The following is a 26,481-nucleotide window of genomic DNA, read 5'->3' as shown; positions in this document are numbered from 1 at the left end:
TAAGCTGTATTTAAAGATAATGGGATTGAAGCATGCAGGATAAAACGACCATCACCCATGGCATCAATATGGATGCCCTTGGCCGTAACGAGGCGGTGAAGCGTCTGGCCGACGAGCAGATCAGTATCGAGACAAAGGGCCTGAACCTCTATTATGGTGATTCGCAGGCTTTGAAGGACATCGATATGCTGATCCCGAAACATCGGGTGACGGCCTTTATCGGCCCGAGTGGTTGTGGCAAGTCGACGCTGTTGCGCTGCTTTAACCGCATGAATGACCTCGTTGATGGCGTGCGTATCGAGGGTGAGGTCTTGCTTGAGAAAGACGATATCTATGCCAAATCGGTGAATGTGGCCGAGCTACGTCGTCATGTAGGGATGGTGTTCCAGAAGCCCAATCCGTTTCCGAAGACCATTTATGAAAATGTCGCCTATGGCCTGCGTCTGCAGGGTATCAAGGACCGTCGCACCCTGGACGAGGCCGTAGAGAACGCCCTCAAGGGTGCCGCGCTATGGGATGAGATGAAGGACCGCCTGCATGATAATGCGCTGAGTATGTCCGGTGGTCAGCAGCAGCGTCTTGTGATCGCGCGTACCATTGCGATTGAACCCGAGGTATTGTTGCTTGACGAACCGGCTTCGGCACTCGACCCGATCTCGACACTGAAGATCGAAGAATTGATTTACGAATTGAAGAGTCGTTACACGATCGTGATTGTGACACACAATATGCAACAGGCGGCGCGTGTTTCAGATTACACGGCCTTCATGTATCTGGGAGAGTTGATCGAGGTCAACGATACCAAGACGCTATTTACTAATCCGGAAAAGAAACAAACTGAAGACTATATTACCGGTCGTTACGGTTAAGACGGAAAGAACAACAAGAGAGGCACAGCATGGAAAAGAACGATCTCGGCAAACATATTTCCCAACAGTTCAATAGCGAACTCGAGGATGTGCGCAACCGCGTCCTCACCATGGGTGGCCTGGTCGAGCAGCAACTCAATGACGCCCTGCAGGCGCTCGTCGACGGTAATATGGAGCTCGGCGAACAGGTTATTGGGCGTGACTACCTGGTCAATGAAATGGAAGTCTCTATTGATGAAGAGTGCACCCAGATCATTGCCCGTCGTCAGCCCGCCGCAAGTGACCTACGCCTGATCATGGCCGTGATCAAGACCATTACCGACCTGGAACGTATCGGTGATGAGGCCGAGCGATTTGCCAAAATGATGTTGCGCCATAGTGGTGAGGATAAATCCTCTAGCCTCACCGGTAGCATCGAGAACATGGGTGAGCAGGTAAAGCAAATGCTGCACGGCGCACTCGATGCCTTCGCGCGTATGGACCCGGCGGCGGCGACCGAGGTCTGGCTCAAGGACAGCAAGATCGATACCCAGTATGAGAGCATCATGCGCCAGCTCATCACCTATATGATGGAAGACCCGCGTTCTATCCCCTGGTCGCTGGACGTGATGTGGTCGGCGCGCGCGCTGGAGCGCATCGGTGACCGTTCAAGCAATATATGCGAATACGTGATCTACCTGGTCAAAGGCAAAGACGTACGGCATATCAGCGCTGAGCAATTTTAAAGGTGTATCTTTCTGCTTAGGCGAAGTTGCGGTTTTGTGCCTTGTTGAGTTGGCTGGGCCCGAGTATGAGTAACAGCTCGGCGCTGTTGGTCGCGGCATCCCAGTGAGCGGCCCCCAAAGGCGTGCGCCCCGCTGCAGGTAGCTCTGTAGCAATAGTGGCATGATGGCACTGGTCGCCTGCGGTACCTGCATGTGTGTCAGTGGCACACGAGGCTGGACATGCTGGTGTTTACCTGCCGGATAGTGTCGCCGGAGTGTATCTATCACTGCCTGAGTGTAAGCATATTTCAGCGGGATGCCCACATTACCTATCAGCTGGTCAATCCGTTTATCGTCACAGAACTGCGTGATACCCTGCCATAAGCTTTGTAATGCGGTACCGTCCTGATAGTCAGGGTGGATACTGATACGACTGAGTTCGAGCAGGTTTCCGGTCTGGGAGATGATAGGCCCGATATCGAATTTTGTGGACGAATAGAAGCGCCCGATTTCTTCCGCATGTTCACGCGTGCAGAGCCTTGCGGTGGCCACTACCTGTCGCCCATCCTTGACGACGATATGCCGACTATGCACATCAAAGTTGTCCCGTTCAAAAAACGCTTCTGTCGCGTGATGGGGGCTTGAGTGGCTTCCCGCGGTCACAAACCGGCGTAATGTAAATGTCTGGCGGATATCGATGATCGAATTCACCAGAGATGCGTGCAGTGTGTGTGTATCCTGATGCGTACCTCTGGCCATATCTGCATAATCAAAGTGACTACTGCCCATAGCGATTTCCCCTCGCTGTCAAACACTAACTAATAAAGGTAGTGTTTTGAGATGACGACGAGATGAAACCGCCTTGACAGTTTGATGACAGCCAGGGGGTTAGCGTTGACTAAAGTCGAGCAGCCGTTGGATGGATTTCACGGCGCGGTCGCGGATGGGCTTGTCGATGTGAATTTCGTTAGCCCCCGTCTCCAGTACCTCGGCAAGATTGCGCAGATTGTTCATGGCCATCCATGGGCAGTGGGCACAGCTCTGGCAGGTCGCGCCGATACCGGCATTCGGTGCCTCGATCAGGGTTTTGCCCGGTGCCGCCTTTTGCATCTTGTAGAAGATGCCATTGTCGGTAGCGACGATAAAACTGGGGTTGTCCATCTCGGCGGCGGCCCTGATAAGTCCCGTGGTCGAGCTGACCACATCGGCCAGGGCGATCACCGCCTCAGGCGATTCGGGGTGCACCAGCACGGCGGCCTCAGGGTGTTGTGCTTTTAGCTGCTTTAACTCAAGGGCACGAAATTCCTCGTGCACGATACAGCTGCCTTGCCAGATCTTCATCTCGGCACCGGTGAGGTTTTCGATATAACGGCCCAGGTGTTTGTCCGGGCCCCAGATGATCTTTTCACCCTTTTTCAGCAGGTGTTCAATCACGGCGACGGCACTGCCCGAGGTCACCATCCAGTCGGCACGGGCCTTCACTGCCGCACTGGTATTGGCATAGACGACGACGGTGTGGTCGGGATATTGATCACAAAAGGCACTGAACTCATCGGCCGGACAGTTCATATCGAGGGAACAGGTGGCGCGCAGGTCCGGCATGAGGACACGCTTTTCAGGGTTGAGGATCTTGGCGGTTTCACCCATGAAGCGCACGCCGATAACGACCAGGGTGCTGGCAGGATGTTCATGGCCAAAGCGTGCCATATCCAGCGAGTCGGAGACGTACCCACCGCTCTCCTCGGCAAGTTGTTGTAACTCGGCATCGACATAATAATGGGCGACCAGCACCGCGTCCTGTTTCACCAGTTGCTCGTGGATGCGCGCCTTGAGTTGCTGGCGCTCAGTATCACTGATTGGCGGGATGGAGTAGGCGATATCGGCGGCCTCGGCCGCAGCACGGCGTACGGTATCGTGATCGACAGCGGGCATGTGAGTAGTGATGGGCATCCGGATCTCGGTTAGCCAGTATTTGGCTATTTAATCAGCTTGCTTGAGCGAGGATTATATACCATCGGGGGTAGTTCCCGTGCTCACAAGTTGAGGCTATGCAGCTTTTCGGCCAGTTGTCTCGCTGCGCCGGGGTCGGCCTCCTGCCAGGCGCGGTAGGCATGGCTGCCGCTGAGGACAAAGCTGCGGCCTTCGTCCGCCTGCATGGCGGTCATGCAGTTGTTGAGCAGGGCACTGGCATCCCGGGTCTCGAGTTGGGAAAGGCCCTTGAGCAACTGGAACAGGGCGGCGAGCTGTTGGGTCTCGTTCATGTCGCGTTCCAGTGCCTCGACCTCGAGGGCACCATAGGCGAAACAGTATATGAGGGTATGCAGGCGCGGGGTCATGAAGGCGCGCAGTTCCACCGCCTGGTGGCTGCTGCGTAGAAAGGGTAGCACCGCCTGGGCACTGGCCTCGATGACCGTGGTGTTATCGGTGGTACTGAAAAGCCTTTTCAGCAAGCCTATCATTAAATTAAGCGGTTTTACCCAATTGCAGACCACTGCGGGTCCAGGCCATCATACCACCACGCAGGTTGATGACGTTGTCGCGGCCATTTTGCATCAGCCAGGCACAGCACTGGCCGGAACGGGCACCACTACGACACACCAGCACGACCTGCTTGTCTGCGCTGATTTCCTGCAGGCGCAAGGGAATAGTCGCCATGGGGATATGGCGGGCATTGGGGATGGCACCGTGGACGATTTCCGGGGCCTCGCGAACATCGATGACCTCCAGTTGCCCGGCATCGGTTTCCAATAAATTCACCAGCTCACCGACATCGATTTCGTTGATATACATACGTATTGCTCCAAAACTCTGTATTCAAGCCTGTTATAATATATAAGTGTCTTCTAATACTCAATGCCCGCGTGTTTTACTCTGGATTTCAGGGGGCTGGATGGTGCAGGATGGCTACACTCGGATACAGAAAGGCAGTGGGCGGCAGGCGGTCTTCTGGTAGAATTACCAACAAAAATATACATAAATTAAGGGGTTGAAATGGCCAAGTTGTTTTCTGATGAGTGGATGAAGTCCTTTGCCAAACTATGGAATGCCGACCGTGACATGGTCGAAAATCTTTCCGAGGCGGGTTTTAGTTCCAGTATTGGTTTTGGTTGTGTCGGCGATAAAAAACCCGTGGGAATTGTCGAGGTCAAGGAAGGGCGTGTGGTCTATGCCGGTGAATTCCAGGGCCAGGCGCTGGACTGGGACCTGCGTGCCGAGGTCGATGCCTGGAAAGAATGGCTGACTGAGGGGTTTGGTTTCGACAAACTCGGTGTCTCGATCTCGACCGGAAAACTCAGTTTTGTCGCCGGGGATTACCGGCAGATGATCCGTTATCCGAATATGGCCAAACCCTTTCTGCGTCATTTTGAATTAATGGGCAAGCTGAAGACTGAGTTCACCCGTTAGACCGTCAGGGAATAGCGTTAATGTATCTGAATTTTAGTCAGCGTCCGGGTTGTCGTGAGCGTGACTTGCAACGTCGGCATGATAACCCCCTGTACCCCGAGGGCAAACGTAGCGTTAGCGCTGAGCAGTTGCAGGCCGCGCAGAGGGCGGATGCCGAAGAGGCGGCAGCCTTTACGGAGGCCTTTCGTACCCTGTTTGAGAAGGCGGTACATCTCGATGCCAATGTGCAAAGTGATATCATCCTTGAGCTAAAACAAGGCGCCGATAAACTCTATGAACAGGCCGCAGGGCTGGCCGGTGATAACCGGCAGGCACAACAATCATTACTGAAATTAATCGACGTGCTGATGCGCGCCGTGCGTGCCGGCGCCGCTAACGACCCGCAGGCCCTGTCGGAGATCGAACAGGAGACCGAGGCCCGGCAGATGCATATGGCCCTGCTCGAGTATCCGTTGGTTGCGGACTTGTTGCGCCCGGATTCACCAATAGACCCTGACAGTCTTGCCCCGACCTTGCTCAGCTGTGATGAGGAAGAACTGGCTATGGCCCTGCAATTATTCGATACCGAACAAATCCTCTACCTGCACAGCGCGGCACAGAAGCTGTTGGATGCTTGCCGGCAAGAGGGCCACGAGGCGCCGCAGGCCTGGCAGCGCCTGCACCAGATTGCCGGGGCGGCCGGACTGATGTAATGGTTAACTGTTATACTGCGACTCCCCTTAGACAGACAGAACGACATCCCTGTGTTGAGTGAACAAAATATGATGTGGCTTTTCATCGGCCTGGCAGTTGTCAGCGTCTTGTTGCTGGTTGTGATGTTGTTGCGCTACCTGAGGCGTAGCCAGCATGCCCGCCAGATACACAAGCTGATCCGTGACCTGTCACGAGACAGCCTGGCCGATATCCTCGTGCCGGATAGCGTCGATGGCGAGGTCTGGATCGACTACCTGCTGCTCACCGATGGAGGTTTGCTGGTGCTCGATATCCGTGATTACACGGGCAACCTGTTTGGTGGTGAGTCCATTAATGAATGGACCCAGTTAATTGGCGTGAAAAGTCACAAGTTCAATAATCCCTTACTGGAACTGCCCGCACGCATTCAAGCCGTGCAGGCCCTGGCCGGCGATATCCCTGTGACCGGGCAGGTGGTGTTTACACGCCGTGGACATTTCCCCAAGGGTCTGCCGGAGGGCGTTTGCATGGTCGACGAGGTCTATGAGCGGCTCAGTGGTTTCCTTCGCCCGGCATTGCCTGAGAGTCGTCTGGATGAGGCCTGGTCGGTGGTCAGTGCGGCCGTCTGCCGGCGTTAATATCCCATATTCTTCTCCTGGTTTTTTAATACATAAGCCAACTAAGGTTTCTTGCAAAAGCTTGATAATGTTGGGACATTTGCATATTGGTGTCTCCTTTCTGGTTGGTTATGTCAGGCAGTCATTTCGAAAGCTTTTCCCAGGCCTTTAACGAGGCAATGTTGCTACTCGATAGCCGCGGTCAGGTGCTGGCCGTGAACCGGCACGCCGAGCGGTTGTTTGCCTGCCCTGCGGCCTCGCTGTTGCAACAACCCTTACAGGGTCATTTGGCGATGGAGCGGGCACGCCTGCATAGCCTGTTGCATGATTGGGCTAACAGCAGGACCTTTAGCCAGCATGAACTGGAATTGAAAAATGGACAGATTTGCCGGGCCTATGCAGCCGTTTATGAAGATGTCGATCAGGGGCGCTGTATTTTGCTGCGCTGTACCCTTGAGACCGACCCCCAGAACCTGCAGTCCGAACGTATTCAGTCACTTGAATCCGCGCTGAAGGAACTGGCAGTAGGCACGGCAGTAGTCAAATCCGAGGACTATTTTGCCTCGCTGGTGAGTTACCTGGCCAGCGCGGCGGCGGTGAAGTGTGCCTTTATCACCGAGTGTGGAAATGATGATAATAAGTTGGCCACGACGCTGGCATTCTGGAAGTTTGATCGACTGGCTGAAAATTTTACCTATGCCATAAAAGGTTCCCCCTGTGAGAGCCTGATGGAAGGTGAGAGTTGTTATTTCCCCGATAACCTGCAAGAGGTGTTTCCTGAAACCCCCGACTTTCCGGCGATGGGTGTGAACTGTTATTACGGTGTGCCACTGCGTGATAGTGATAACACGATACTCGGGCATCTGGTGTTATTAAATGATACGCCCTTGAAACAAGCAGATTTTGTTATTCCCCTGATGGAGACATTTGCCGCGCGAAGTGCGGCAGAGATAATACGCATGCGCACGGAGAGATTGAAGGTCAATCTGCTGAGTGAACTGGAAAGGCAGGTGGCAGAACGTACTCACAGTTTGCAAGGCTTGAATCTTGAATTGCGTAGACAAATCCGCGCCAGAAACAAGGCTATGGATGAGATGTTTGTGGCGAAGGATGCCGCTGAACGGGCCAGTCATGCCAAATCTGATTTCCTTTCCCGTATGAGTCATGAGTTACGCACGCCGATGAACGCGATTATGGGTTTTTCGCAATTGCTTGAAGTGAATAAGAAAGCTGAACTTGACGATGAGTCCCATGCCTACGTCAGGGAGATCATGCAGGCGAGTGGCCACATGCTGGAATTAATCGAAGAAGTACTGACCTTATCGGAAATGGAGTCCGGTGAGTTATCTTTAAGCATCCAGGAAGTGGATGTCGTTAACCTGGTCGCTGACAGTCTTTGCCAGATGGACGAGCGTCGTCAGCAACGGGGGATTCAGGTGGAGACGATATTCCCCGATGCGCCGCTGGCACTTCATGCAGACGCAGAACAATTATCGAAAGTGTTAAACAACCTGTTATCGAATGCCTTCAAGTATGCCCGCAAGCAGGTCAGGATACGGATCGAGAAGCGGCAAAAGATGGTCTATGTTGAAGTCAGTGATGATGGTCACGGAATCGCGGAGGATATAGAGCAAAAACTCTTCGAACCCTTTATCCATTCCGCTGAGCGGGTCAAAGATGATGAAGGTGCAGGTGTTGGCCTGGCGGTCTGTCGGCGACTGCTCCATTACATGGGTGGTGAGATCCATTATCACACTGAATCGAACCAGGGTTCATTATTTTGGTTTGAGTTACCCCTGGTGGATAACGCGGAACAGGTCTGTACTGAATCAGCCTGAGACGATACTGTAGCGGTATTGTTAATCATCGCGGTTATCTTCTATGCACCCATCCGTGTCTCTTGCCCCGGCGGCCTATCAACGTCTGCTGAAACTGTTGGCCTGTTCCACGGCGCCGTTTTGTGAACACCATGTTATGCGTGAGGTCGAGGCGCAGCTGGATGCGGCCAAGACCCCCTGGTGTGTTGATGAACACGGTAATCGCATTGTCGGTGTCGGTTCGGTGCGGGAATACCGGGCCTTGCTCAGGCAACATAACGCGGAACCCGTACGCTTCTTTATCGCCCACATGGACCACCCGGGCTTTCATGGCGTGGAGTGGCTGTCGGCGCGCCGCCTGGCCGTACGTTGGTATGGGGGTTCACCGCTGCGTCACTTGGCCGGTAGCCGGGTCTGGCTGGCGACGGCAGAGGCGGACCTGGGGCAGGGCAAACTCGGCAAGCCGATACTGAATAGCGGGCGCTACGCTATCGCGACGGCAGAAGTGACCCTCGACAAGGATTGCATCGCTACGCACCGGCCTGCCGCCAATAAACTCTATGGTGGTTTTGCCTTTCGAGCCCCCTGTTGGAAACAGGGACAACGTCTGTACACCCGTGCTGCCGATGATCTGGTGGGGGTGTTTGCCATCCTTGAGACAGCGCGTAGTTTACGGGCCGCCCGCCGTCGCGGTGGCGACGTCCCTTTTATTGGTCTGCTGACACGCGGCGAAGAGGTGGGTTTTGTCGGTGCCGTTAAGCATTTCGAGTCCGGTTACCTGGCGAAGGCAAAACGACCACTGCTCGCAGTGAGCCTTGAGGCCTCGCGGACCCTGCCAGGTGCCGTCATCGGCAAGGGACCGGTAGTGAGACTGGGGGACCGGCGCACGGTCTTTGATGCCGGGGGACTGCAGGTACTCAGCCAACTGGCCGAACGCGTATTACCGGCTGCCCATCAACGTCGGGTCATGGATGGCGGCGCCTGTGAGGCCACGGCCGCTACCGCCTGGGGGATCCCTACAGTGGGCATTTCTATCCCGCTGGGTAATTACCATAACGAGGGTTATGAAGGCGGGCCGGACTGTGCGAGGCCACGGGGACCGGCACCGGAGTTTGTGCACCTGTCGGATATCGCGGGGGAATTAACGCTGTGTAAAGCCCTGATGAGAAGCAATCTGCCGTGGGCAGACCCCTGGAAAACGACACGTGATCGTTTGCAGAAGAATGCGCGCCGTTACCGACGCGCATTTTAAATTTAAACGGTGACGTCGATCAGGCGTCCCTTGAGTTCTGCGGAATTGACGGTTTGTTGTACAGCACTTTTCAGAACCTGATCTTTTGCGGATTGGATATCCGACTGTACGACTTGAATCTGGCGAACGGTATGCTGGGCAGAAGACTGTAACGCCTGTGAAAGTTGTACTATCAGATTACTGTTTGCACTACCTACTTGCATGCTACCTCCTCGGTGACAAGTCTCATAAAATCAGGCGTCCTGTCAAACAGGTATTTATTTACAGCTTGTGATTTTAGCAATCTGCCCAGGCAGTGCCTATATACAAAATATTGACGTTTTACCGGCCACTATATAAGACAGTACTTAATTAATTGCTGTGAAAGAAAAAAACTTCTTTGTAGGGATATTTTTTCAGAATGCAAAAAAATCGTCACAAAAATCGTCACAGGGTTTTGTGTTCCGCCGGGTACGTCGGACAAATTGAGACAAGGGTTCATCCGGTTGCACCGTGTCAGCGTCGTTGCCACTACATAGCCGTTCGATCCGGCCCGAGTGTCAGCGCGCTGGCGATATACGGGGAGATATCCCTGGCAGGCAGCGTTTATACACATAGCCGATGGGTGCGCATGTTATAATCTGAGCATGTCTTTGCTCCGTCCTTTGCTCGAACAACTTGCCGATGGTCGCTTTCATTCCGGGGAAGAACTGGGACAGCAACTGGGCGTGACGCGTAGTGCCGTTTGGAAGACCCTGCAGCAATTCGAGGCACTGGGCCTGGATGTGCATGCCGTGCAAGGCAAGGGCTATCGCCTCAGCGAGGCACTCGATTTACTCTGTATTGAGACGATCCTGGCCGGTCTGCACGGTGTGGCGCAAGAGGCCGGTATCAAGCTCGACCTGCAGCTTGAGCTGGATTCCACCAATGCCTGGCTGATGCAGCGGACCGACTGGCATGCCCGGGCCTGTTTGGCGGAATATCAGCATGCCGGTCGCGGGCGACGTGGCCGGGCCTGGCTGTCACCGTTTGCGGCGAATCTTTATCTATCCCTGGGTTGGCATTTTTCCCTTGATGCGGCGTCGCTGTCCGGTCTGAGTCTGGCGGCGGGGGTGGCGGTCATGCGTGCCCTGGAGGGGTTGGGTATCCCGTCTGTCCAGTTAAAGTGGCCGAATGATATAGTTGCGGCGTCGGGCAAGCTTGGCGGTATCCTCATCGAGATGCGCGGTGAGACAGGCGGCCCGAGCCAGGTCGTGATCGGAGTGGGGCTGAACGTGCGTATGCCGGGGGCGGCCGCCGCGCATATCGACCAGCCCTGGTCTGACCTGCAGCAGTGTGCCGACTCCCGGGTATCGAGAAATGCCCTGGCGGTCGCGGTCCTGTCGGAGTTGATACGCGTCTGTCAGACCTGTGAACAAGGCGGGATCACCGTCTATCTTGAAGACTGGCAGGATTATGATGTGCATGCAGGTAAACAGGTAGATTTGCTGTTACCAGACGAACGTCGCATCACGGGTATTTCACGTGGCATAGACTCGCAAGGGGCCCTGTTACTGGAACTGGCCGGCAAGGTGCAGCGTTTCAATTGTGGCGAAGTCAGTTTACGCAGTCGATAATGGCCCGGGGCACAATGACATGATTCTGTTACTCGACATCGGCAATAGTTTTATCAAGTGGTCTGGGCTTGATGACGGTCAACTTTGTGATGCGGGTGAGGCACTGCACGCCGATGAGGACCTGGCCGAGGTCTTTGACGAGGCCTGGCAAGACTTGCCACGGCCGGAGGCGGTGTGGGTGAGCAATGTTGCCGGCAGTGACATGGCCGGGGCGCTGGAAACATGGTTACAACAGACCTGGGGGCTATTGCCGCAATATGCCACAAGTCGCGAGGTCTTTGGCGCGGTACGAAATGCCTACAAGGAACCGGCGCGCCTGGGCGTGGATCGCTGGCTGGCCCTGTTAGCGGCGTATGAGATAAGCAGGCAGGCGGTTTGTATTATCGATTGCGGCACAGCCATTACGGTCGATGTCATGGCCAGCTCCGGGCAACACCTTGGTGGTTTGATCGTGCCGGGGCTCGGCATGATGCGTGAGGCCCTTTATGCAGGTGCCCATGGTGTTCAGGAATTTCCTACAAAATCAATGCATAACGGTTTTCTGGCGAGTGATACCGCCGGGGCAGTCGAAGGAGGTTCACTGTATGCCGTGGTGGCCTTTATTGACCGCGTTTGTACCGATATGGAAAAGGAGCTGGATGAGCCCGTAACCTGCCTGCTCACAGGAGGTGATGCCGAGAATATCCTGCCCTTGTTGGCGGTCGAGGTCGAACATGAGCCGATGTTGGTGTTAGAGGGCTTGGCGCTGGTGGCGGAACAGCTATGAAATACCTCACTCTTGGCCTGCTGCTGTTAAACCTGTTCGTGTTTGCCTGGCTGCAAACCCAGCCAGAGCCGTTTGGCGATACGGCCAGGGTCAGCCCGCTTAGCGGGAAACAGTTGGTATTGCTCGCCGAACAGCCCGACACGCCTGCCCTGGAGCCGGCAAACGAGCGGGTCGCACCAAGGGTGACCTTTGTTGGCGTGGCCTGTTATTCCCTCGGGCCCTTTGTCAGCGAGGCGGGGGCACGAGAGGCCAACGAGACCCTTGCTGGTCTCGGGTTGGCCACCCAGCAGCGTGAAGGCACGCGGCGTGAACTGACAGGATACTGGGTTTATATCCCGCCTTTGCTGAGCCGGGATGAGGCGAGAGAGGTCACGGCAATGCTCAAGGCGCGCGGCATCAAAGATTTCCAGATTGTCTCCACCGGACCAAAAAAGAATGCCATCTCACTGGGTTTTTTCCGCAGTCATGACTCGGCTGAGCAGCATTATGCACGTATCAGTGCCTTGGGTCTGAATCCCGTGAAAGAGGAAAATTACAGGGAAAACAGCGGCTTGTGGCTTGATTTCAGCAGCCCGAATCGGCCGCCACTGCCAGAGGCCATCGTCGATGCCCTGCAACAACAATATGGTGGTATCGCGATGCATGAGCGGAATTGTTCTTAAAAATGCGGTGGTATCCGCTCGCAGTTTTCATTAGAATGCCCGCCTTGCCAGGCCAGTATGGCAACGCCGGAGTAGCTCAGTTGGTAGAGCAGCGCACTTGTAATGCGAAGGTCGAGGGTTCGACTCCTTTCTCCGGCACCAATTCCGGGCATGCCGTTGCATCGCGGCGGCATGACCATCTGCCGCCGCGTCAGTCCTGATGCGGTTTTCAGCATAAACGCGATTGACAGCGTCCCGATTCTCAAGCAGAATAGGCGGCTTATTTTTGGAGGGGTTCCCGAGTGGCCAAAGGGATCAGATTGTAAATCTGACGGCTCCGCCTTCGGTGGTTCGAATCCACCCCCCTCCACCATATATAAGGATAAGGTTAGCGCAAAGGAATGAGAATACCAGTGAGACGTGGTGAGTTTGCGGACATAGTGTAGAACAGCGCGGGTGTAGTTCAATGGTAGAACTTCAGCCTTCCAAGCTGAATACGTGGGTTCGATTCCCATCACCCGCTCCATATATATAAGGACAGGGGGCCTGTTGAGGGTTCCGGGGCTGGCTCAGAAAAGTTTGGCCCATATAGCTCAGTCGGTAGAGCACTTCCTTGGTAAGGAAGAGGTCACCGGTTCAAATCCGGTTATGGGCTCCAGATACGACAAGCTGGCTACCGGGTAGCGGGCTTGAATAGTAAAGAATTAGTTATTTTATGTGAAACCAGTGTCGGCGTTCACGCAAGTGGCCGACGTAGATAAAAGGTTGGAGAGTATCCATGTCCAAGGAAAAATTTGAACGAACGAAACCGCATGTAAATGTGGGAACGATTGGTCACGTTGACCATGGTAAGACGACACTGACGGCGGCGATCACCAAGGTCATGGCAGAGGCGATGGGCGGAACAGCCAAGGCGTTTGACGAAATCGACAACGCCCCGGAAGAACGCGAGCGCGGTATTACGATTGCGACCTCACACGTTGAGTACGAATCTGAGAACCGCCACTACGCCCACGTTGACTGCCCGGGCCATGCTGACTACGTAAAGAACATGATCACCGGTGCGGCGCAGATGGACGGTGCGATCCTCGTCTGTAGTGCCGCCGATGGCCCCATGCCCCAGACCCGTGAGCACATCCTGCTGTCGCGTCAGGTTGGCGTCCCGCACATCGTCGTATTCCTGAACAAGGCCGACATGGTCGACGACGAAGAACTGATCGAACTGGTCGAAATGGAAATTCGTGAACTGCTCGACATGTACGACTTCCCGGGAGACGACACCCCGATCATCCGCGGTTCCGCGCTGAAGGCCCTGGAAGGCGACACCTCCGAAATTGGTGCCCCGTCCATCCTCAAGCTGGTCGCCGCCATGGACGAATACTTTCCACTGCCGGAACGCGCCGTAGACGGTGACTTCCTGATGCCGGTGGAAGACGTCTTCTCCATCTCCGGACGTGGCACCGTGGTGACCGGTCGTATCGAGCGCGGCATCGTCAAGGTGGGTGAAGAAATTGAAATTGTCGGTATCAAAGATACCGTGACCACCACCTGTACCGGTGTTGAAATGTTCCGCAAGCTGCTTGACCAGGGTCAGGCCGGTGACAACGTTGGAATCTTGCTGCGAGGCACCAAGCGTGAAGACGTAGAACGTGGCCAGGTACTGTGTAAGCCGGGTTCCATCAAGCCGCACACCAAGTTTGAAGCCGAAGTCTACGTGTTGAGCAAAGATGAAGGCGGTCGTCATACCCCGTTCTTCAACGGCTACCGTCCGCAGTTCTACTTCCGTACCACCGACGTCACAGGTGCCTGTGACCTGCCGGAAGGTATCGAGATGGTGATGCCGGGTGACAACGTTAAGATGACCGTGACCCTAATCGCACCGATTGCGATGGAAGAAGGTCTTCGTTTTGCAATTCGTGAAGGTGGCCGCACCGTGGGTGCCGGCGTCGTCGCGAAGATCATAGAGTAAAGCTGGTTTTTAAAATTGCATAAAGAGCGCTCGTGCCGCGAGCGCTCTTTTGTGCATCACCAGCAACAAGGTAATAGGCCAGTAGCTCAATTGGCAGAGCATCGGTCTCCAAAACCGAGGGTTGGGGGTTCGATTCCCTCCTGGCCTGCCAGAATGGTTTGAACGGACGGCAACAAGGTTACGTAAGGCATGGCAGACAAAATTAAAATGCTTTTCGCACTGCTTATTCTGGGTGCAGGCATAACAGGCTTTTATTATTTCGCCGACCAGCAGATGGTATTGCGTGTCGTTGGTGTTCTGGTAATGGCAATTGTGGCTATGGTCGTCGCTTTGCAGACAACTGCGGGTCGCGATGCCTGGGCATTTATCCAGGATGCGCGCGTCGAAGTACGTAAGGTTGTCTGGCCGACACGTAAGGAAACAGTACAGATGACCCTGACGGTTATCGCCATGGTGATTATAGTGGCGTTGATCCTCTGGGGCTTTGACTCGTTTCTGGCGTGGTTAGTACAAAAACTGATCGGTTAAGGCAGGAATATATTTCATGGCTAAGCGTTGGTACGTAGTACATGCCTATTCGGGTTTTGAAAATGCCGTCAAGCGTTCGCTTGTCGAGCACATCAAGCTCGCTGGCATGGAAGATAAGTTTGGCGAGATCCTGGTGCCGACTGAAGAAGTTGTGGAAATGCGTGAGGGCCAGAAGCGCAAGTCAGAACGCAAGTTTTTCCCCGGTTATGTACTGGTGGAAATGGAAATGGACGACGACACCTGGCATCTGGTGAAAGATGTGCCGAAGGTGATGGGCTTTATTGGCGGCACCAGTGACCGCCCAGCACCGATCAGCGAGAAAGAGGCCAATGCCATTCTTAATCGCGTGCAGGAAGGTGTTGATAAGCCGAAGCCGAAGGTGCTGTTTGAGCCAGGCGAAGTGGTTCGTGTTACCGATGGGCCATTTAATGATTTCAACGGCGTGGTTGAGGAAGTCAACTACGAGAAGAGCAAGCTGCGTGTAGCAGTCCTGATCTTTGGTCGTTCTACCCCGGTCGAACTTGAATTCGGGCAGGTCGAAAAGGGTTAAAACGTTGTTTTAACCCTTTTCGAGGAAGGCGCAAAAACTCAGTTACGAAGTAACTTATGTTTTTGTGCCGTTATTAAGGGATAACGAGATTGATAGTTACCTCGGTCGTTATCAATTGTATTAACAGGGGAGCCTGGTCCGTAAGTATCAGGCGCTTGTACCCACTTTAGGAGTACTAACATGGCAAAGAAGATTGAAGCCTACGTAAAGCTACAGGTTGCTGCAGGCGCGGCGAATCCTAGTCCGCCAGTCGGCCCAGCCCTGGGTCAGCATGGTTTGAACATCATGGATTTCTGTAAGGCGTTTAACGCCCAGACACAGAATCTGGAACCAAACATGCCGGTTCCGGTCATTATTACTGTCTACAGTGACAAGAGCTTCACCTTCATCATGAAGACGCCGCCGGCTGCTATCTTGCTGAAGAAGGCCGCTGGTCTGAAAAGTGGTAGTGCCGTGCCTAATCGTGACAAGGTTGGCAAGGTGACCCGTGCGCAACTCGAAGAGATTGCGAACACCAAGATGCCAGACCTGACTGCTGCTGACATGGATGCCGCTGTGCGAACTATCGCCGGTAGTGCTCGCAGCATGGGCATTGAAACAGAAGGGGTAAAGTAAGATGGCAAAGCTGAGTAAACGCACACAGGCCATCCGCGAGAAGGTCGAAGCCGGCAAGTCCTATGCTATCGACGACGCACTGAACCTGTTGAAAGAATTTCCTAAGGCCAAGTTTGTCGAGTCCGTTGATGTCAGTATCAACCTCGGTATTGACCCACGTAAGTCCGACCAGAACGTGCGTGGCGCGACGGTACTGCCAAACGGTACCGGCAAGACCATCCGTGTTGCCGTATTCGCCCAGGGCGAAAACGCCGACAAGGCCAAGGCAGCCGGTGCAGACCTCGTTGGTTTTGAAGACCTGGCTGAAACTATTAAGGGTGGCGTCATGGACTTTGATGTCGTCATTGCGACACCGGATGCCATGCGCGTTGTCGGCACACTGGGTCAGATCCTCGGCCCACGTGGCCTGATGCCTAACCCGAAGGTCGGTACGGTGACACCTGATGTTGAAACGGCCGTGAAGAATGCCAAGGCCGGTCAGATCCGTTACCGTGCTGACAAGGGCGGTATCATTCACGCCACCATCGGCAAGGTTGATTTTGAACCGAAGGCACTGCGCGAAAATCTCGACGCACTGATCGCCGACCTGAATAAGGCCAAGCCAAGTTCAGCGAAGGGCATATTCATGAAGAAGATCACCCTCTCCACCACCATGGGTGCGGGTGTTCCGGTAGATAAGGCCAGTCTCGAGATCTAATCGGGACCGGTCAACAGGCTTTGGGCCCCTTCGGTTATTTAATGAGCTGAAGGTGCGTCAAAGACCGCAGGTGAGGCATGCACAGGAGGTGCATGGCGCTTAATGGGATGCATCCCGGCCTGCGCAGATGGTGAAGCCCTAGACAGTTTTTACTGGCGAAGGTCACCAACGGGTGGAATACCGCACGCGGTATTCTGTGTGACAAAGGAAACCGGACAAGGGGTCCGTGGCGATAGCTGGTTTGAGTATCGTGTTTCCGAATGCAACCTGGAGGGAACGGCACAATGCTGAACCTTGAGGAAAAAAAGGCAATCGTTGCTGAAGTCGCTGAAGTCGCGGCCAGTGCCCAGTCTGCAATTGCAGCTGAGTACCGTGGTCTGACCGTTGACGAGATGACCGCCCTGCGCAAACAAGCGCGCGGTGCAGACGTCTATCTTCGCGTCGTTAAGAACACGTTGGCACGTCGTGCAGTGGAAGGCACCGATTACGCTTGCTTACAGGACACCTTGACCGGTCCGTTAATGTTGGCCTTCTCAAAAGAAGACCCGGCTGCAGCGGCTCGAATTTTCAAGGATTTTGCGAAAGACCATAACAAGCTGGTGGTGCGGAGTATTGCACTGGGCGGCAAACTTATGGATGCCTCGCAACTTGCAACGCTGGCAAGTATGCCGACACGCGATCAGGCCCTTGGCATGTTGTGTGGCGTTATACAGGCACCAATCAGCAAGTTTGTCCGTACGTTGGCAGAACCGAACAACAAGCTTGCCCGTGTGATGGGTGCTGTTCGCGACACCAAGGCAGCGTAAGGCTTTTAACCGAATTGGCCGCTTAGCGGTCTGAGTAGATTTTAGGTTTTATTTTAGGAGTAAGATCATGGCCGTCAGTAAAGACGATATCCTGGAAACTATTTCCAACATGACCGTTGTAGAGATTGTTGATCTCATCGAAGCAATGGAAGAGAAGTTCAATGTAAGCGCCGCCGCACCGGTTGCCATGGCAGCTGCTCCAGCTGCTGCTGGTGAAGCCGCTGCCGAAAAGGACGAGTTTGATGTAGTAATGACCAGTTTTGGTGACAATAAGGTTTCTGTCATTAAGGTTGTTCGTGCTATCACCGGTCTCGGTCTGAAGGAAGCCAAGGACATGGTTGAAGGCACCCCTTCAACTATTAAGGAAGCCGCTTCCAAGGATGAAGCTGAAGACGTTAAGAAAAAGTTGGAAGAAGCAGGCGCCGCAGTCGAGCTTAAATAAGCTCGTCTGTGCGTATTGCGAGACAACACCTGGCAGTTTGCGGTTGGTGACCAAAAGTCACCAACCCTCTGCCTTTTTGTCGTTGCTTGATGGTTTTATCAGGTATCGATTACAGAATTACTATTTTTTGCTGAGGGTTCGAGATGGCGTACTCGTTTACTGAAAAGAAACGCATCCGTAATAATTTCGGCAAGCGCCCGGGGATTCTGGATGTGCCATATATGTTGGCCATTCAAGTGGATTCCTACCGGAGTTTTCTCCAGGCTGGCGCTGCGGATGATAATCTCAAAGAGCAGGGGCTGCATGCCGCGTTTAGCTCGGTTTTCCCAATTGTAAGTTATTCGGGAACCGCTGCGCTGGAATATGTCAGCTACCGTCTTGGAACCCCGGTATTTGATGTCAAGGAATGTCAAATGCGCGGTGTCACCTATGCGGCACCGTTACGCGTCAAGCTGCGCCTTGTGATTTATGACAAGGAGTCCAGCGGCGGCAAGGACATCAAGGAAGTTAAGGAACAGGAAGTCTACATGGGCGAACTGCCGCTCATGACCGATACCGGTACCTTTGTTATCAATGGCACCGAGCGTGTCATCGTTTCCCAGTTGCATCGTTCACCTGGCGTGTTCTTTGACCACGACAAGGGCAAGACCCACTCATCCGGCAAGCTGTTGTTCAATGCCCGTGTGATTCCGTACCGTGGTTCCTGGCTGGACTTTGAATTTGACCCGAAGGATAACGTCTTTGTTCGTATCGACCGTCGTCGCAAGCTGCCGGTATCGATCCTGTTGCGTGCGCTCGGTTACAACAATGAGCAGATGCTGGAGATGTTCTTCGAAACGGACACCCTGAAGTTTGTTAAGGACGATATCGTTCTCGACCTCGTGCCAGAGCGATTGCGTGGTGAAACCGCCAGCTTCGACATCAAGGCCAAGGGCAAGGTAATCGTCGAATCCGGTCGCCGCATTACTGCACGCCACATTCGCGAACTCGAAAAGGCCGGAGTGACTTCCCTGAAGGTGTCTAATGAATACCTGATGGGTAAGGTCATCGCCAACGATATCGTCAACACCGAAACGGGTGAACTAGTCTGTGCGGCGAATGCTGAGATCACCGAAGAGCTGCTTGAAGCCCTGCTTGAAGCCGGTGTCCCGGAGATCAAAACACTCTACACCAACGATCTTGATAGAGGTTCGTTCATATCGGAGACCCTGCGCATCGATGCAAGCACCAATGCACTCGAGGCCATGGTCGAGATCTACCGTATGATGCGCCCGGGTGAGCCGCCTACCAAGGATGCCGCCGAGAATCTGTTCAACAACCTGTTTTTCAATGCCGATCGTTATGACCTGTCCGCTGTCGGTCGCATGAAGTTCAACCGTCGTGTCGGTCGTGATGCAGTTGTCGGTGAAGGCACCCTGTCCAATGATGACATTATTGATGTTATCAAGACGCTGCTTAACATCCGTAACGGTAACGGTGTCGTCGATGATATCGACCACCTCGGTAATCGCCGTGTACGTTGTGTCGGTGAAATGGCCGAGAACCAGTTCCGTGTGGGTCTGGTGCGTGTCGAGCGTGCCGTCAAGGAACGCTTGAGCATTGCCGAGAGCGAAGGCCTGATGCCGCAGGAACTCATTAACGCCAAGCCTGTTTCAGCTGTCATCAAGGAATTTTTTGGTTCTTCACAGCTGTCGCAGTTTATGGACCAGAACAATCCGCTCTCAGAAGTGACCCACAAGCGTCGCATCTCGGCGCTTGGCCCGGGTGGTTTGACCCGCGAACGTGCCGGCTTTGAGGTACGAGATGTGCATCCGACTCACTACGGTCGTGTTTGTCCGATTGAAACACCTGAAGGCCCGAACATCGGTCTGATTAACTCACTGGCCGTGTACGCACGAACCAATGATTATGGCTTCCTCGAAACTCCTTACCAGAAGGTGGTGAATGGCAAGGTTACCGACGAAATCGAGTACTTGTCGGCGATCGAGGAAAGTGGTTACGTCATCGCTCAGGCCAATGCCGAGGTGGATGCCAAGGGTAAGCTGCAGGACGAAATGGTTTCCTGCCGCCACATGAACGAATTTACCCTGTCTACCCCAGAGAACGTCAATTACATCGACGTTTCACCACGTCAGATCGTATCCGTGGCCGCGGCCCTGATCCCGTTCCTCGAGCACGACGATGCCAACCGCGCCCTCATGGGTTCGAACATGCAACGTCAGGCTGTACCGACCCTGCGTAGCGAAAAGCCGCTGGTGGGTACTGGTATAGAGCGTACCGTTGCCATCGACTCCGGTGTGACCGTGGTTGCCGACCGTGGTGGTGTGGTCGACTCCGTTGACGCCGGTCGTATCGTGGTTCGTGTTAACGATGACGAAACCGTTGCCGGTGAGCCAGGTGTCGATATCTACAACTTGACCAAGTACACGCGTTCCAACCAGAACACCTGTATCAATCAGCGCCCGCTGGTGAAAAACGGTGACACAGTGACCCGTGGTGACGTGATGGCCGATGGCCCTTCTACCGACATGGGCGAACTGGCCCTCGGTCAGAACATGCTGGTCGCCTTCATGCCCTGGAACGGTTATAACTTCGAGGACTCGATTCTGATTTCAGAACGTCTCGTCAAGGAAGATCGTTTCACCACCATTCATATCGAAGAAATGACCTGTGTCTCACGCGACACCAAGCTCGGTCCGGAAGAAGTCACCGGTGATATCCCCAACGTCGGTGAGTCGGCACTGGCCAAGCTCGACGAGTCAGGCATTGTCTACATCGGTGCCGAGGTCAAACCGGGTGATATCCTCGTTGGTAAGGTAACACCGAAGGGTGAAACCCAGCTGACACCGGAAGAAAAGCTCCTGCGTGCCATCTTTGGTGAGAAGGCCTCGGACGTAAAGGATAACTCGCTACGCGTTTCATCCGGCATGACCGGTACGGTTATCGACGTGCAGGTCTTCACCCGCGACGGTGTCGAGAAAGATGCCCGTGCCCTGGAAATCGAGGCAAGCGAACTGGCCAAGGTCAAGAAGGACCTAAACGATCAGCTGCGTATCCTTGAAGAAGACCTTTACGCGCGCGCCGAGAAGCTGTTAACAGGCAAACAGGCAGACGGTGGACCGAACGGACTGAAGTCTGGTGACAAGATCACCAAGGCCTACCTGACCGAGCTGGAGCGTTCCAAGTGGTTTGATGTGCGTCTGCATAACGAAGCCGCTGCGAGTCAGCTTGAGGCCCTTGCCGGTCAATTTAAGCAACAGCGCAAGGACTTCGATGCCCGTTACGATGAGAAGAAGACCAAGATCACTCAGGGTGATGACCTCGCCCCTGGCGTGCTGAAGATGGTCAAGGTCTACGTTGCCGTCAAGCGTCGTATCCAGCCGGGTGACAAGATGGCGGGTCGTCACGGTAACAAGGGTGTGATCTCCATGATCGTGCCGGTTGAAGATATGCCATACGGTGATGACGGTACCCCGGTAGACGTGGTGCTGAACCCACTCGGCGTGCCTTCGCGTATGAACGTGGGGCAGGTGCTGGAAACCCACCTTGGCTGGGCCGCGAAGGGCCTGGGTCACCGCATTGGTGACATGCTTGACGAGCACTGCAAGGTCGAAGAGATGCGCAAGTTCCTCGACAAGGTTTACAACAGCAGTGGTGTGATGGAAGATTTGAAGTCATTCAACGATGACGAGATCACTGAATTGGCGAAGAACCTGCGTGGCGGTGTGCCGATGGCGACACCGGTCTTCGATGGTGCCTCGGAAGATGATATTCGTCATATGCTTGAACTGGCGAATTTGCCACGTTCCGGCCAGACCCTTCTCAAGGATGGTCGCACCGGTGACGAGTTCGAGCGTCCGGTTACGGTCGGCTATATGTACATGCTGAAACTGAACCATCTTGTTGATGACAAGATGCACGCTCGTTCAACCGGGCCATACAGTCTCGTTACCCAGCAGCCGTTGGGTGGTAAGGCACAGTTCGGTGGTCAGCGCTTTGGTGAAATGGAAGTCTGGGCACTCGAGGCCTACGGTGCTTCCTACACTTTGCAGGAAATGCTGACGGTTAAATCGGACGATGTTCAGGGTCGTACCAAGATGTACAAGAACATTGTTGACGGTGATCATCGTATGGTGGCGGGTATGCCGGAGTCCTTTAATGTATTGCTGAAGGAAATTCGTTCACTGGCTATCGATATCGAGCTGGAACAAGACTAATGCGCAGTATTGGATCAATCTTTCGTAAGGCGGAAAGAACATGAAAGATCTGTTAAATCTACTTAAGCAACAGGGTCAGACAGAAGAGTTTGATGCGATTCGCATCGGCCTGGCCTCACCGGATAAAATTCGTTCATGGTCATTCGGCGAAGTGAAAAAGCCGGAGACCATTAACTACCGTACCTTTAAGCCAGAACGTGATGGTCTGTTCTGTGCCAAGATCTTTGGTCCGGTCAAGGACTACGAGTGTCTTTGTGGCAAGTACAAGCGCCTCAAGCATCGCGGTGTGATCTGTGAAAAGTGTGGCGTTGAAGTCACCCTGGCCAAGGTCCGTCGTGAGCGTATGGGGCACATTGAACTGGCCAGTCCGGTTGCACATATCTGGTACCTGAAGTCTCTGCCTTCACGCATGGGCCTGTTGCTAGACATGACCCTGCGCGATATCGAACGCGTGCTCTACTTCGAGGCCTTCGTGGTCGTCGACCCGGGCATGACCACCCTTGAAAAGCGGCAGTTGCTGTCAGAAGAGGCCTACCTCAACGCCATTGAAGAAAATGGTGATGAGTTTGATGCCCGTATGGGTGCCGAGGCTGTCCTGATTCTGTTGAAGGACCTGGACCTGGAGGCAGAAATTGCCCAGATTCGTGAAGACCTGCCGACAACCGGTTCGGAAACAAAAATCAAGAAGTGGACCAAGCGTCTCAAGCTGATGGAGGCCTTCATCGAGTCCGGCAACAAGCCGGAGTGGATGATCATGAGTGTGTTGCCGGTTCTACCGCCGGAACTTCGCCCACTGGTACCACTCGATGGTGGTCGTTTCGCCACCTCCGACCTGAATGATCTGTACCGCCGTGTGATTAACCGTAACAATCGCCTCAAGCGCCTGATGGACCTGAACGCCCCGGACATCATCGCCCGCAATGAAAAGCGTATGTTGCAGGAAGCCGTTGACGCGTTGCTGGACAATGGACGCCGCGGCAAGGCCATCACCGGCACCAACAAGCGTCCGCTGAAGTCACTGGCCGACATGATCAAGGGTAAGCAGGGTCGTTTCCGTCAGAACCTGCTCGGTAAGCGCGTCGATTACTCCGGTCGTTCCGTGATCGTGGTGGGCCCGACCCTGAAGCTGCACCAGTGTGGTCTACCGAAGAAAATGGCACTGGAACTGTTCAAGCCGTTCATCTTTGGCAAGCTGGAATTGCGTGGTCTCGCTACCACGATTAAAGCGGCGAAGAAGCTGGTTGAGCGCGAAGGTCCGGAAGTCTGGGATATCCTTGAAGAGGTTATCCGCGAACACCCGGTCATGCTCAACCGTGCGCCAACCTTGCATCGTCTGGGTATCCAGGCCTTTGAGCCAGTCCTGATTGAAGGCAAGGCCATTCAGCTGCACCCACTGGTCTGTACTGCCTACAACGCCGACTTCGACGGTGACCAGATGGCTGTACACGTTCCGCTGTCTATTGAAGCACAGCTGGAAGCGCGTACCCTGATGATGTCGACCAATAACGTGCTGTCGCCAGCCAACGGTGAGCCTATCATCGTACCGTCTCAGGACGTGGTGCTGGGCCTGTACTACATGACGCGTGATCGTGTGAACGCAAAGGGTGAAGGCATGTACTTCACAGACGTCGCCGAAGTGCATCGTGCCTATGACAATGGTGTTGTCGACCTGCACGCCCGGGTCAGTGTTCGCATCAAGGAAACGACTATCGCCGAAAACGGTGATAGAGAGACAACCTTCCGACGCGTAGAAACGACTGCCGGTCGTTCGATCCTGTCTGAGCTGTTGCCGGAAGGTATGTCCTTTGACTTGATCAACAAGGCCATGAAGAAAAAGGCCATTTCACAGCTGATCAACGAGTGTTACCGCAAGGTGGGTCTGAAGGAATCTGTTATCTTCGCCGACCAGCTCATGTACACCGGTTTCTCTTATGCAACTAAAGCCTCCGTTTCTTTCGGTATTGATGACATGGTTATCCCGGAGAGCAAAGCAGAGATCCTGGGTCGTGCCGAGGCCGAAGTGCGTGAAATTCAGCACCAGTACACCTCCGGTCTGGTGACCAATGGTGAACGTTACAACAAGGTTGTGGATATCTGGTCACATACTAATGATCAGGTTGCCAAGGCCATGATGGACAAGCTCGGTCAGTACGAAGTTGAAGATTCCAAGGGCAACATGGTGATGCAGGACTCCTTCAACTCCGTCTACATGATGGCTGACTCCGGAGCTCGTGGTAGTGCCGCGCAGATTCGTCAATTGGCCGGTATGCGTGGCCTGATGGCCAAGCCGGATGGCTCGATTATTGAGACGCCGATCACGGCCAACTTCCGTGAAGGCCTGAACGTTATTCAGTACTTCATATCGACGCATGGTGCCCGTAAGGGTCTGGCCGATACCGCATTGAAGACGGCTAACTCCGGTTACCTGACCCGTCGCCTGGTCGACGTCGCCCAGGACCTGGTCGTCACCGATGATGATTGTGGTACCAGCGAAGGTTTGGTTATGCAGCCGTTGATTGAAGGCGGTGACGTGGTTGAGCCTTTGAGTGAACGTGTACTGGGTCGTGTCGTGGCGCAGGATGTGGTTCTCAGGGACGGTAGCACCGGTGTTGAGGCCGGTACCCTGCTGGATGAAAGCTGGGTGCTGCGTCTGGATGAAATGGGTATCGACGAGATTGTCGTTCGCTCACCGATCACCTGTGAAACCCGTCACGGTATCTGTTCGGCCTGTTACGGTCGTGACCTGGGTCGTGGCCACCTCGTTAACCGGGGTGAAGCGATTGGTGTTATCGCCGCGCAATCTATTGGTGAGCCGGGTACCCAGCTGACCATGCGTACCTTCCACATTGGTGGTGCGGCATCGCGTGCCGCCTCGGTGAACAGTATTCAGGTCAAGTCCAAGGGTAGCGTACGTCTGCACAACCTGAAGACGGTTGAAAACAAAGAGGGCAACCTGGTGGCGGTATCCCGTTCCGGTGAAATCATCGTTATTGATGAGCAGGGCCGTGACCGTGAGCGTTACAAGGTCGTTTATGGTTCGGTGCTGAGCATCCATGACGGTGACAGTATCGAATCGGGCCAGATTATCGCCAATTGGGACCCACATACCCACCCCATTGTTACCGAAGTGGCGGGTCGCGTGAAATTCAGCGACTTCGTCGATGGCGTGAGCGTGAACAAGGTCGTCGATGAGGTGACGGGTCTGTCCAGTCTCAGCATCACCGATCCGAAGACACGTGGCACAGTCGGTAAGGACCTGAAGCCGACGGTGAAGCTGCTTGATGACAAGGGTGAGCCGCTGAATCTGGTAGGTACGACGATCCCGGCCATGTACGCCTTGCCGGCCAACTCGATTGTGAATATCGAGGATGGCGCCGAGGTCGGTGTGGGTGATGTGATTGCCCGTATCCCGCAGGAATCCTCCAAGACCCGTGATATTACCGGGGGTCTGCCTCGGGTGGCCGACCTGTTCGAGGCCCGTAAGCCAAAGGACCCGGCCGTGATGGCGGAGATTTCCGGTACTGTTAGTATGGGTAAAGAGGCCAAGGCCAAGCAAAACGTGGTGATCACGCCGTCTGATGGCAGCGAGCCACACACCGAGGCCATTCATAAGTGGCGTCACCTGAATGTGTTCGAGGGTGAGCATGTCGAAAAGGGTGAAGTCCTCGTCGATGGCGCCCCGGTTCCGCACGATATCCTGCGTCTGCAGGGTGTGAGTACACTGGCCAACTACATCGTTAACGAGGTGCAGGAGGTGTATCGCCTGCAGGGTGTGAAGATTAACGATAAGCATATCGAAGTCATTGTCCGCCAGATGATGCGCAAGGCCGAAGTGACCGATGGTGCGGATACCAAGTTCCTCAAGGGTGAGCAGGTCGAATATGCCCGTTTGCTGGATGAGAATGAGGCCGCCATTGCCGCTGGCAAAGACCCGGCCAAATATGAACGCATGCTGCTGGGTATTACCAAGGCCTCGCTGGCGACCGAATCCTTCATTTCTGCGGCCTCCTTCCAGGAGACCACCCGTGTCCTTACCGAGGCCTCGGTTCGCGGTATGAAGGACGACCTGCGCGGATTGAAGGAAAATGTCATCGTTGGCCGCCTGATCCCGGCCGGTACCGGTCTTTCCTACCATGCCGAGCGCCGTCGTAGGCGCGAGAGCGTAGAGGAAGCCGCCATCGCACTCTCTGTCCCGGAAACCCCGGAATTAGAGGTTGTTATTGACGAGACGGTGCCGCCAGCAGCGGAATAAGCCTCAAGGCCAGCAAATGCGTTGTTCGGGGGCCAATCGGCCCCCGAAACGGCTTGACAGGGAGGGC

24 protein-coding genes and 5 tRNA genes are annotated in these 26,481 nt (G+C 54.5%); 24 read left to right on the top strand and 5 right to left on the bottom strand.

Annotated features, from left to right (window positions below):
- The first annotated feature begins 32 nt into the window (after positions 1-32).
- Positions 33-869, top strand: a complete 837-nt coding sequence (pstB, locus tag EL386_RS12005) for a phosphate ABC transporter ATP-binding protein PstB (RefSeq protein WP_126456480.1) — start codon at positions 33-35, stop codon at positions 867-869.
- A 29-nt stretch (positions 870-898) separates the two neighbouring features.
- Positions 899-1,594 carry a phosphate signaling complex protein PhoU gene (gene phoU, locus EL386_RS12000; protein WP_126456479.1) on the top strand — a complete coding sequence of 232 codons (696 nt, stop codon included), beginning with the start codon at positions 899-901 and terminating at the stop codon, positions 1,592-1,594.
- Here phoU and EL386_RS11995 read toward each other — a convergent pair.
- The 4 genes from EL386_RS11995 to EL386_RS11980 form a co-directional block, all read right to left on the bottom strand.
- Positions 1,517-2,362, bottom strand: coding sequence for a GNAT family N-acetyltransferase (locus tag EL386_RS11995; RefSeq protein WP_126456478.1), 846 nt, complete (start codon positions 2,360-2,362; stop codon positions 1,517-1,519). The two genes, phoU and EL386_RS11995, sit on opposite strands and share 78 nt — an antisense overlap.
- Before the next feature lie 99 nt (positions 2,363-2,461).
- On the bottom strand, positions 2,462-3,523 hold the full coding sequence (gene nadA / locus EL386_RS11990) for a quinolinate synthase NadA (RefSeq protein WP_126456477.1): 1,062 nt from the start codon (positions 3,521-3,523) through the stop codon (positions 2,462-2,464).
- Between the two features lie 83 nt (positions 3,524-3,606).
- Positions 3,607-4,023 (bottom strand): hypothetical protein, encoded by a 417-nt coding sequence (locus EL386_RS11985; RefSeq protein ID WP_126456476.1) that lies wholly within the window; start codon positions 4,021-4,023, stop codon positions 3,607-3,609.
- Between the two features lie 13 nt (positions 4,024-4,036).
- Positions 4,037-4,363, bottom strand: coding sequence for a rhodanese-like domain-containing protein (locus EL386_RS11980; protein ID WP_126456475.1), 327 nt, complete (start codon positions 4,361-4,363; stop codon positions 4,037-4,039).
- A 201-nt stretch (positions 4,364-4,564) separates the two neighbouring features.
- On the opposite strand from EL386_RS11980, the gene EL386_RS11975 reads away from it, so the two are divergent.
- The 5 genes from EL386_RS11975 to EL386_RS11955 all read left to right on the top strand — a co-directional run bounded on the left by EL386_RS11975 (position 4,565) and on the right by EL386_RS11955 (position 9,336).
- On the top strand, positions 4,565-4,978 hold the full coding sequence (locus EL386_RS11975) for an SCP-2 sterol transfer family protein (RefSeq protein WP_126456474.1): 414 nt from the start codon (positions 4,565-4,567) through the stop codon (positions 4,976-4,978).
- A 20-nt stretch (positions 4,979-4,998) separates the two neighbouring features.
- A complete protein-coding gene (locus EL386_RS11970) occupies positions 4,999-5,670 on the top strand; it encodes a hypothetical protein (RefSeq protein WP_126456473.1) in 672 nt (223 codons plus the stop codon).
- 69 nt (positions 5,671-5,739) lie between these two features.
- Positions 5,740-6,288, top strand: a complete 549-nt coding sequence (locus EL386_RS11965; protein ID WP_126456472.1) for a nuclease-related domain-containing protein — start codon at positions 5,740-5,742, stop codon at positions 6,286-6,288.
- Between the two features lie 110 nt (positions 6,289-6,398).
- On the top strand, positions 6,399-8,105 hold the full coding sequence (locus EL386_RS11960; protein ID WP_126456471.1) for a sensor histidine kinase: 1,707 nt from the start codon (positions 6,399-6,401) through the stop codon (positions 8,103-8,105).
- Between the two features lie 43 nt (positions 8,106-8,148).
- The gene (locus EL386_RS11955) at positions 8,149-9,336 is read left to right on the top strand and encodes a hypothetical protein (protein WP_126456470.1); all 1,188 of its coding nucleotides are present in this window, start codon (positions 8,149-8,151) and stop codon (positions 9,334-9,336) included.
- A gap of 2 nt (positions 9,337-9,338) precedes the next feature.
- Here EL386_RS11955 and EL386_RS11950 read toward each other — a convergent pair whose 3' ends face one another.
- Positions 9,339-9,539: a hypothetical protein gene (locus EL386_RS11950; protein ID WP_126456469.1), complete on the bottom strand. Its 201-nt coding sequence runs from the start codon at positions 9,537-9,539 to the stop codon at positions 9,339-9,341.
- 423 nt (positions 9,540-9,962) lie between these two features.
- Here EL386_RS11950 and birA point away from each other — a divergent pair, with 423 nt between their 5' ends.
- From birA to rpoC, 17 genes are all read left to right on the top strand, one after another.
- Positions 9,963-10,931, top strand: coding sequence for a bifunctional biotin--[acetyl-CoA-carboxylase] ligase/biotin operon repressor BirA (gene birA, locus EL386_RS11945; protein ID WP_126456468.1), 969 nt, complete (start codon positions 9,963-9,965; stop codon positions 10,929-10,931).
- Entirely contained in the window at positions 10,903-11,697 is a 795-nt protein-coding gene (locus tag EL386_RS11940) for a type III pantothenate kinase (RefSeq protein ID WP_126456467.1), read from the top strand. The genes birA and EL386_RS11940 overlap by 29 nt, the downstream gene beginning before the upstream one ends.
- Positions 11,694-12,359 carry an SPOR domain-containing protein gene (locus EL386_RS11935; RefSeq protein ID WP_126456466.1) on the top strand — a complete coding sequence of 222 codons (666 nt, stop codon included), beginning with the start codon at positions 11,694-11,696 and terminating at the stop codon, positions 12,357-12,359. Before EL386_RS11940 ends, EL386_RS11935 begins: the two co-directional genes overlap by 4 nt.
- A 65-nt stretch (positions 12,360-12,424) precedes the next feature.
- Positions 12,425-12,500 (top strand) — tRNA-Thr (locus EL386_RS11930).
- 126 nt (positions 12,501-12,626) lie between these two features.
- Positions 12,627-12,711: transfer RNA gene (locus EL386_RS11925), tRNA-Tyr, on the top strand.
- Positions 12,712-12,790: 79 nt separating this feature from the next.
- Positions 12,791-12,864: transfer RNA gene (locus EL386_RS11920), tRNA-Gly, on the top strand.
- A 56-nt stretch (positions 12,865-12,920) separates the two neighbouring features.
- Positions 12,921-12,996: transfer RNA gene (locus EL386_RS11915), tRNA-Thr, on the top strand.
- Between the two features lie 120 nt (positions 12,997-13,116).
- Complete coding sequence (gene tuf, locus EL386_RS11910) at positions 13,117-14,307, top strand: elongation factor Tu (RefSeq protein ID WP_126456454.1); 1,191 nt, start codon at positions 13,117-13,119, stop codon at positions 14,305-14,307.
- 75 nt (positions 14,308-14,382) lie between these two features.
- Positions 14,383-14,458 (top strand) — tRNA-Trp (locus EL386_RS11905).
- A 38-nt stretch (positions 14,459-14,496) separates the two neighbouring features.
- On the top strand, positions 14,497-14,835 hold the full coding sequence (gene secE, locus EL386_RS11900) for a preprotein translocase subunit SecE (protein WP_126456465.1): 339 nt from the start codon (positions 14,497-14,499) through the stop codon (positions 14,833-14,835).
- Positions 14,836-14,851: 16 nt separating this feature from the next.
- A complete protein-coding gene (gene nusG / locus EL386_RS11895) occupies positions 14,852-15,385 on the top strand; it encodes a transcription termination/antitermination protein NusG (RefSeq protein WP_126456464.1) in 534 nt (177 codons plus the stop codon).
- 180 nt (positions 15,386-15,565) lie between these two features.
- A complete protein-coding gene (gene rplK, locus EL386_RS11890; protein WP_126456463.1) occupies positions 15,566-16,000 on the top strand; it encodes a 50S ribosomal protein L11 in 435 nt (144 codons plus the stop codon).
- Between the two features lies 1 nt (position 16,001).
- A complete protein-coding gene (rplA, locus tag EL386_RS11885; protein ID WP_126456462.1) occupies positions 16,002-16,697 on the top strand; it encodes a 50S ribosomal protein L1 in 696 nt (231 codons plus the stop codon).
- Positions 16,698-16,981: 284 nt separating this feature from the next.
- Positions 16,982-17,503 carry a 50S ribosomal protein L10 gene (gene rplJ / locus EL386_RS11880; protein ID WP_126456461.1) on the top strand — a complete coding sequence of 174 codons (522 nt, stop codon included), beginning with the start codon at positions 16,982-16,984 and terminating at the stop codon, positions 17,501-17,503.
- A gap of 67 nt (positions 17,504-17,570) precedes the next feature.
- On the top strand, positions 17,571-17,945 hold the full coding sequence (gene rplL, locus EL386_RS11875) for a 50S ribosomal protein L7/L12 (protein WP_126456460.1): 375 nt from the start codon (positions 17,571-17,573) through the stop codon (positions 17,943-17,945).
- Between the two features lie 143 nt (positions 17,946-18,088).
- Positions 18,089-22,162 (top strand): DNA-directed RNA polymerase subunit beta, encoded by a 4,074-nt coding sequence (rpoB, locus tag EL386_RS11870; RefSeq protein ID WP_126456459.1) that lies wholly within the window; start codon positions 18,089-18,091, stop codon positions 22,160-22,162.
- Positions 22,163-22,202: 40 nt separating this feature from the next.
- The gene (gene rpoC, locus EL386_RS11865) at positions 22,203-26,414 is read left to right on the top strand and encodes a DNA-directed RNA polymerase subunit beta' (RefSeq protein ID WP_126456458.1); all 4,212 of its coding nucleotides are present in this window, start codon (positions 22,203-22,205) and stop codon (positions 26,412-26,414) included.
- The last annotated feature ends 67 nt before the right edge of the window (positions 26,415-26,481 follow it).

Source organism: Sulfuriflexus mobilis, assembly GCF_003967195.1.
In the GTDB taxonomy this organism is placed as follows: Bacteria; Pseudomonadota; Gammaproteobacteria; order AKS1; family AKS1; genus Sulfuriflexus; species Sulfuriflexus mobilis.
This window is presented reverse-complemented; position numbering and strand designations above follow the sequence as displayed.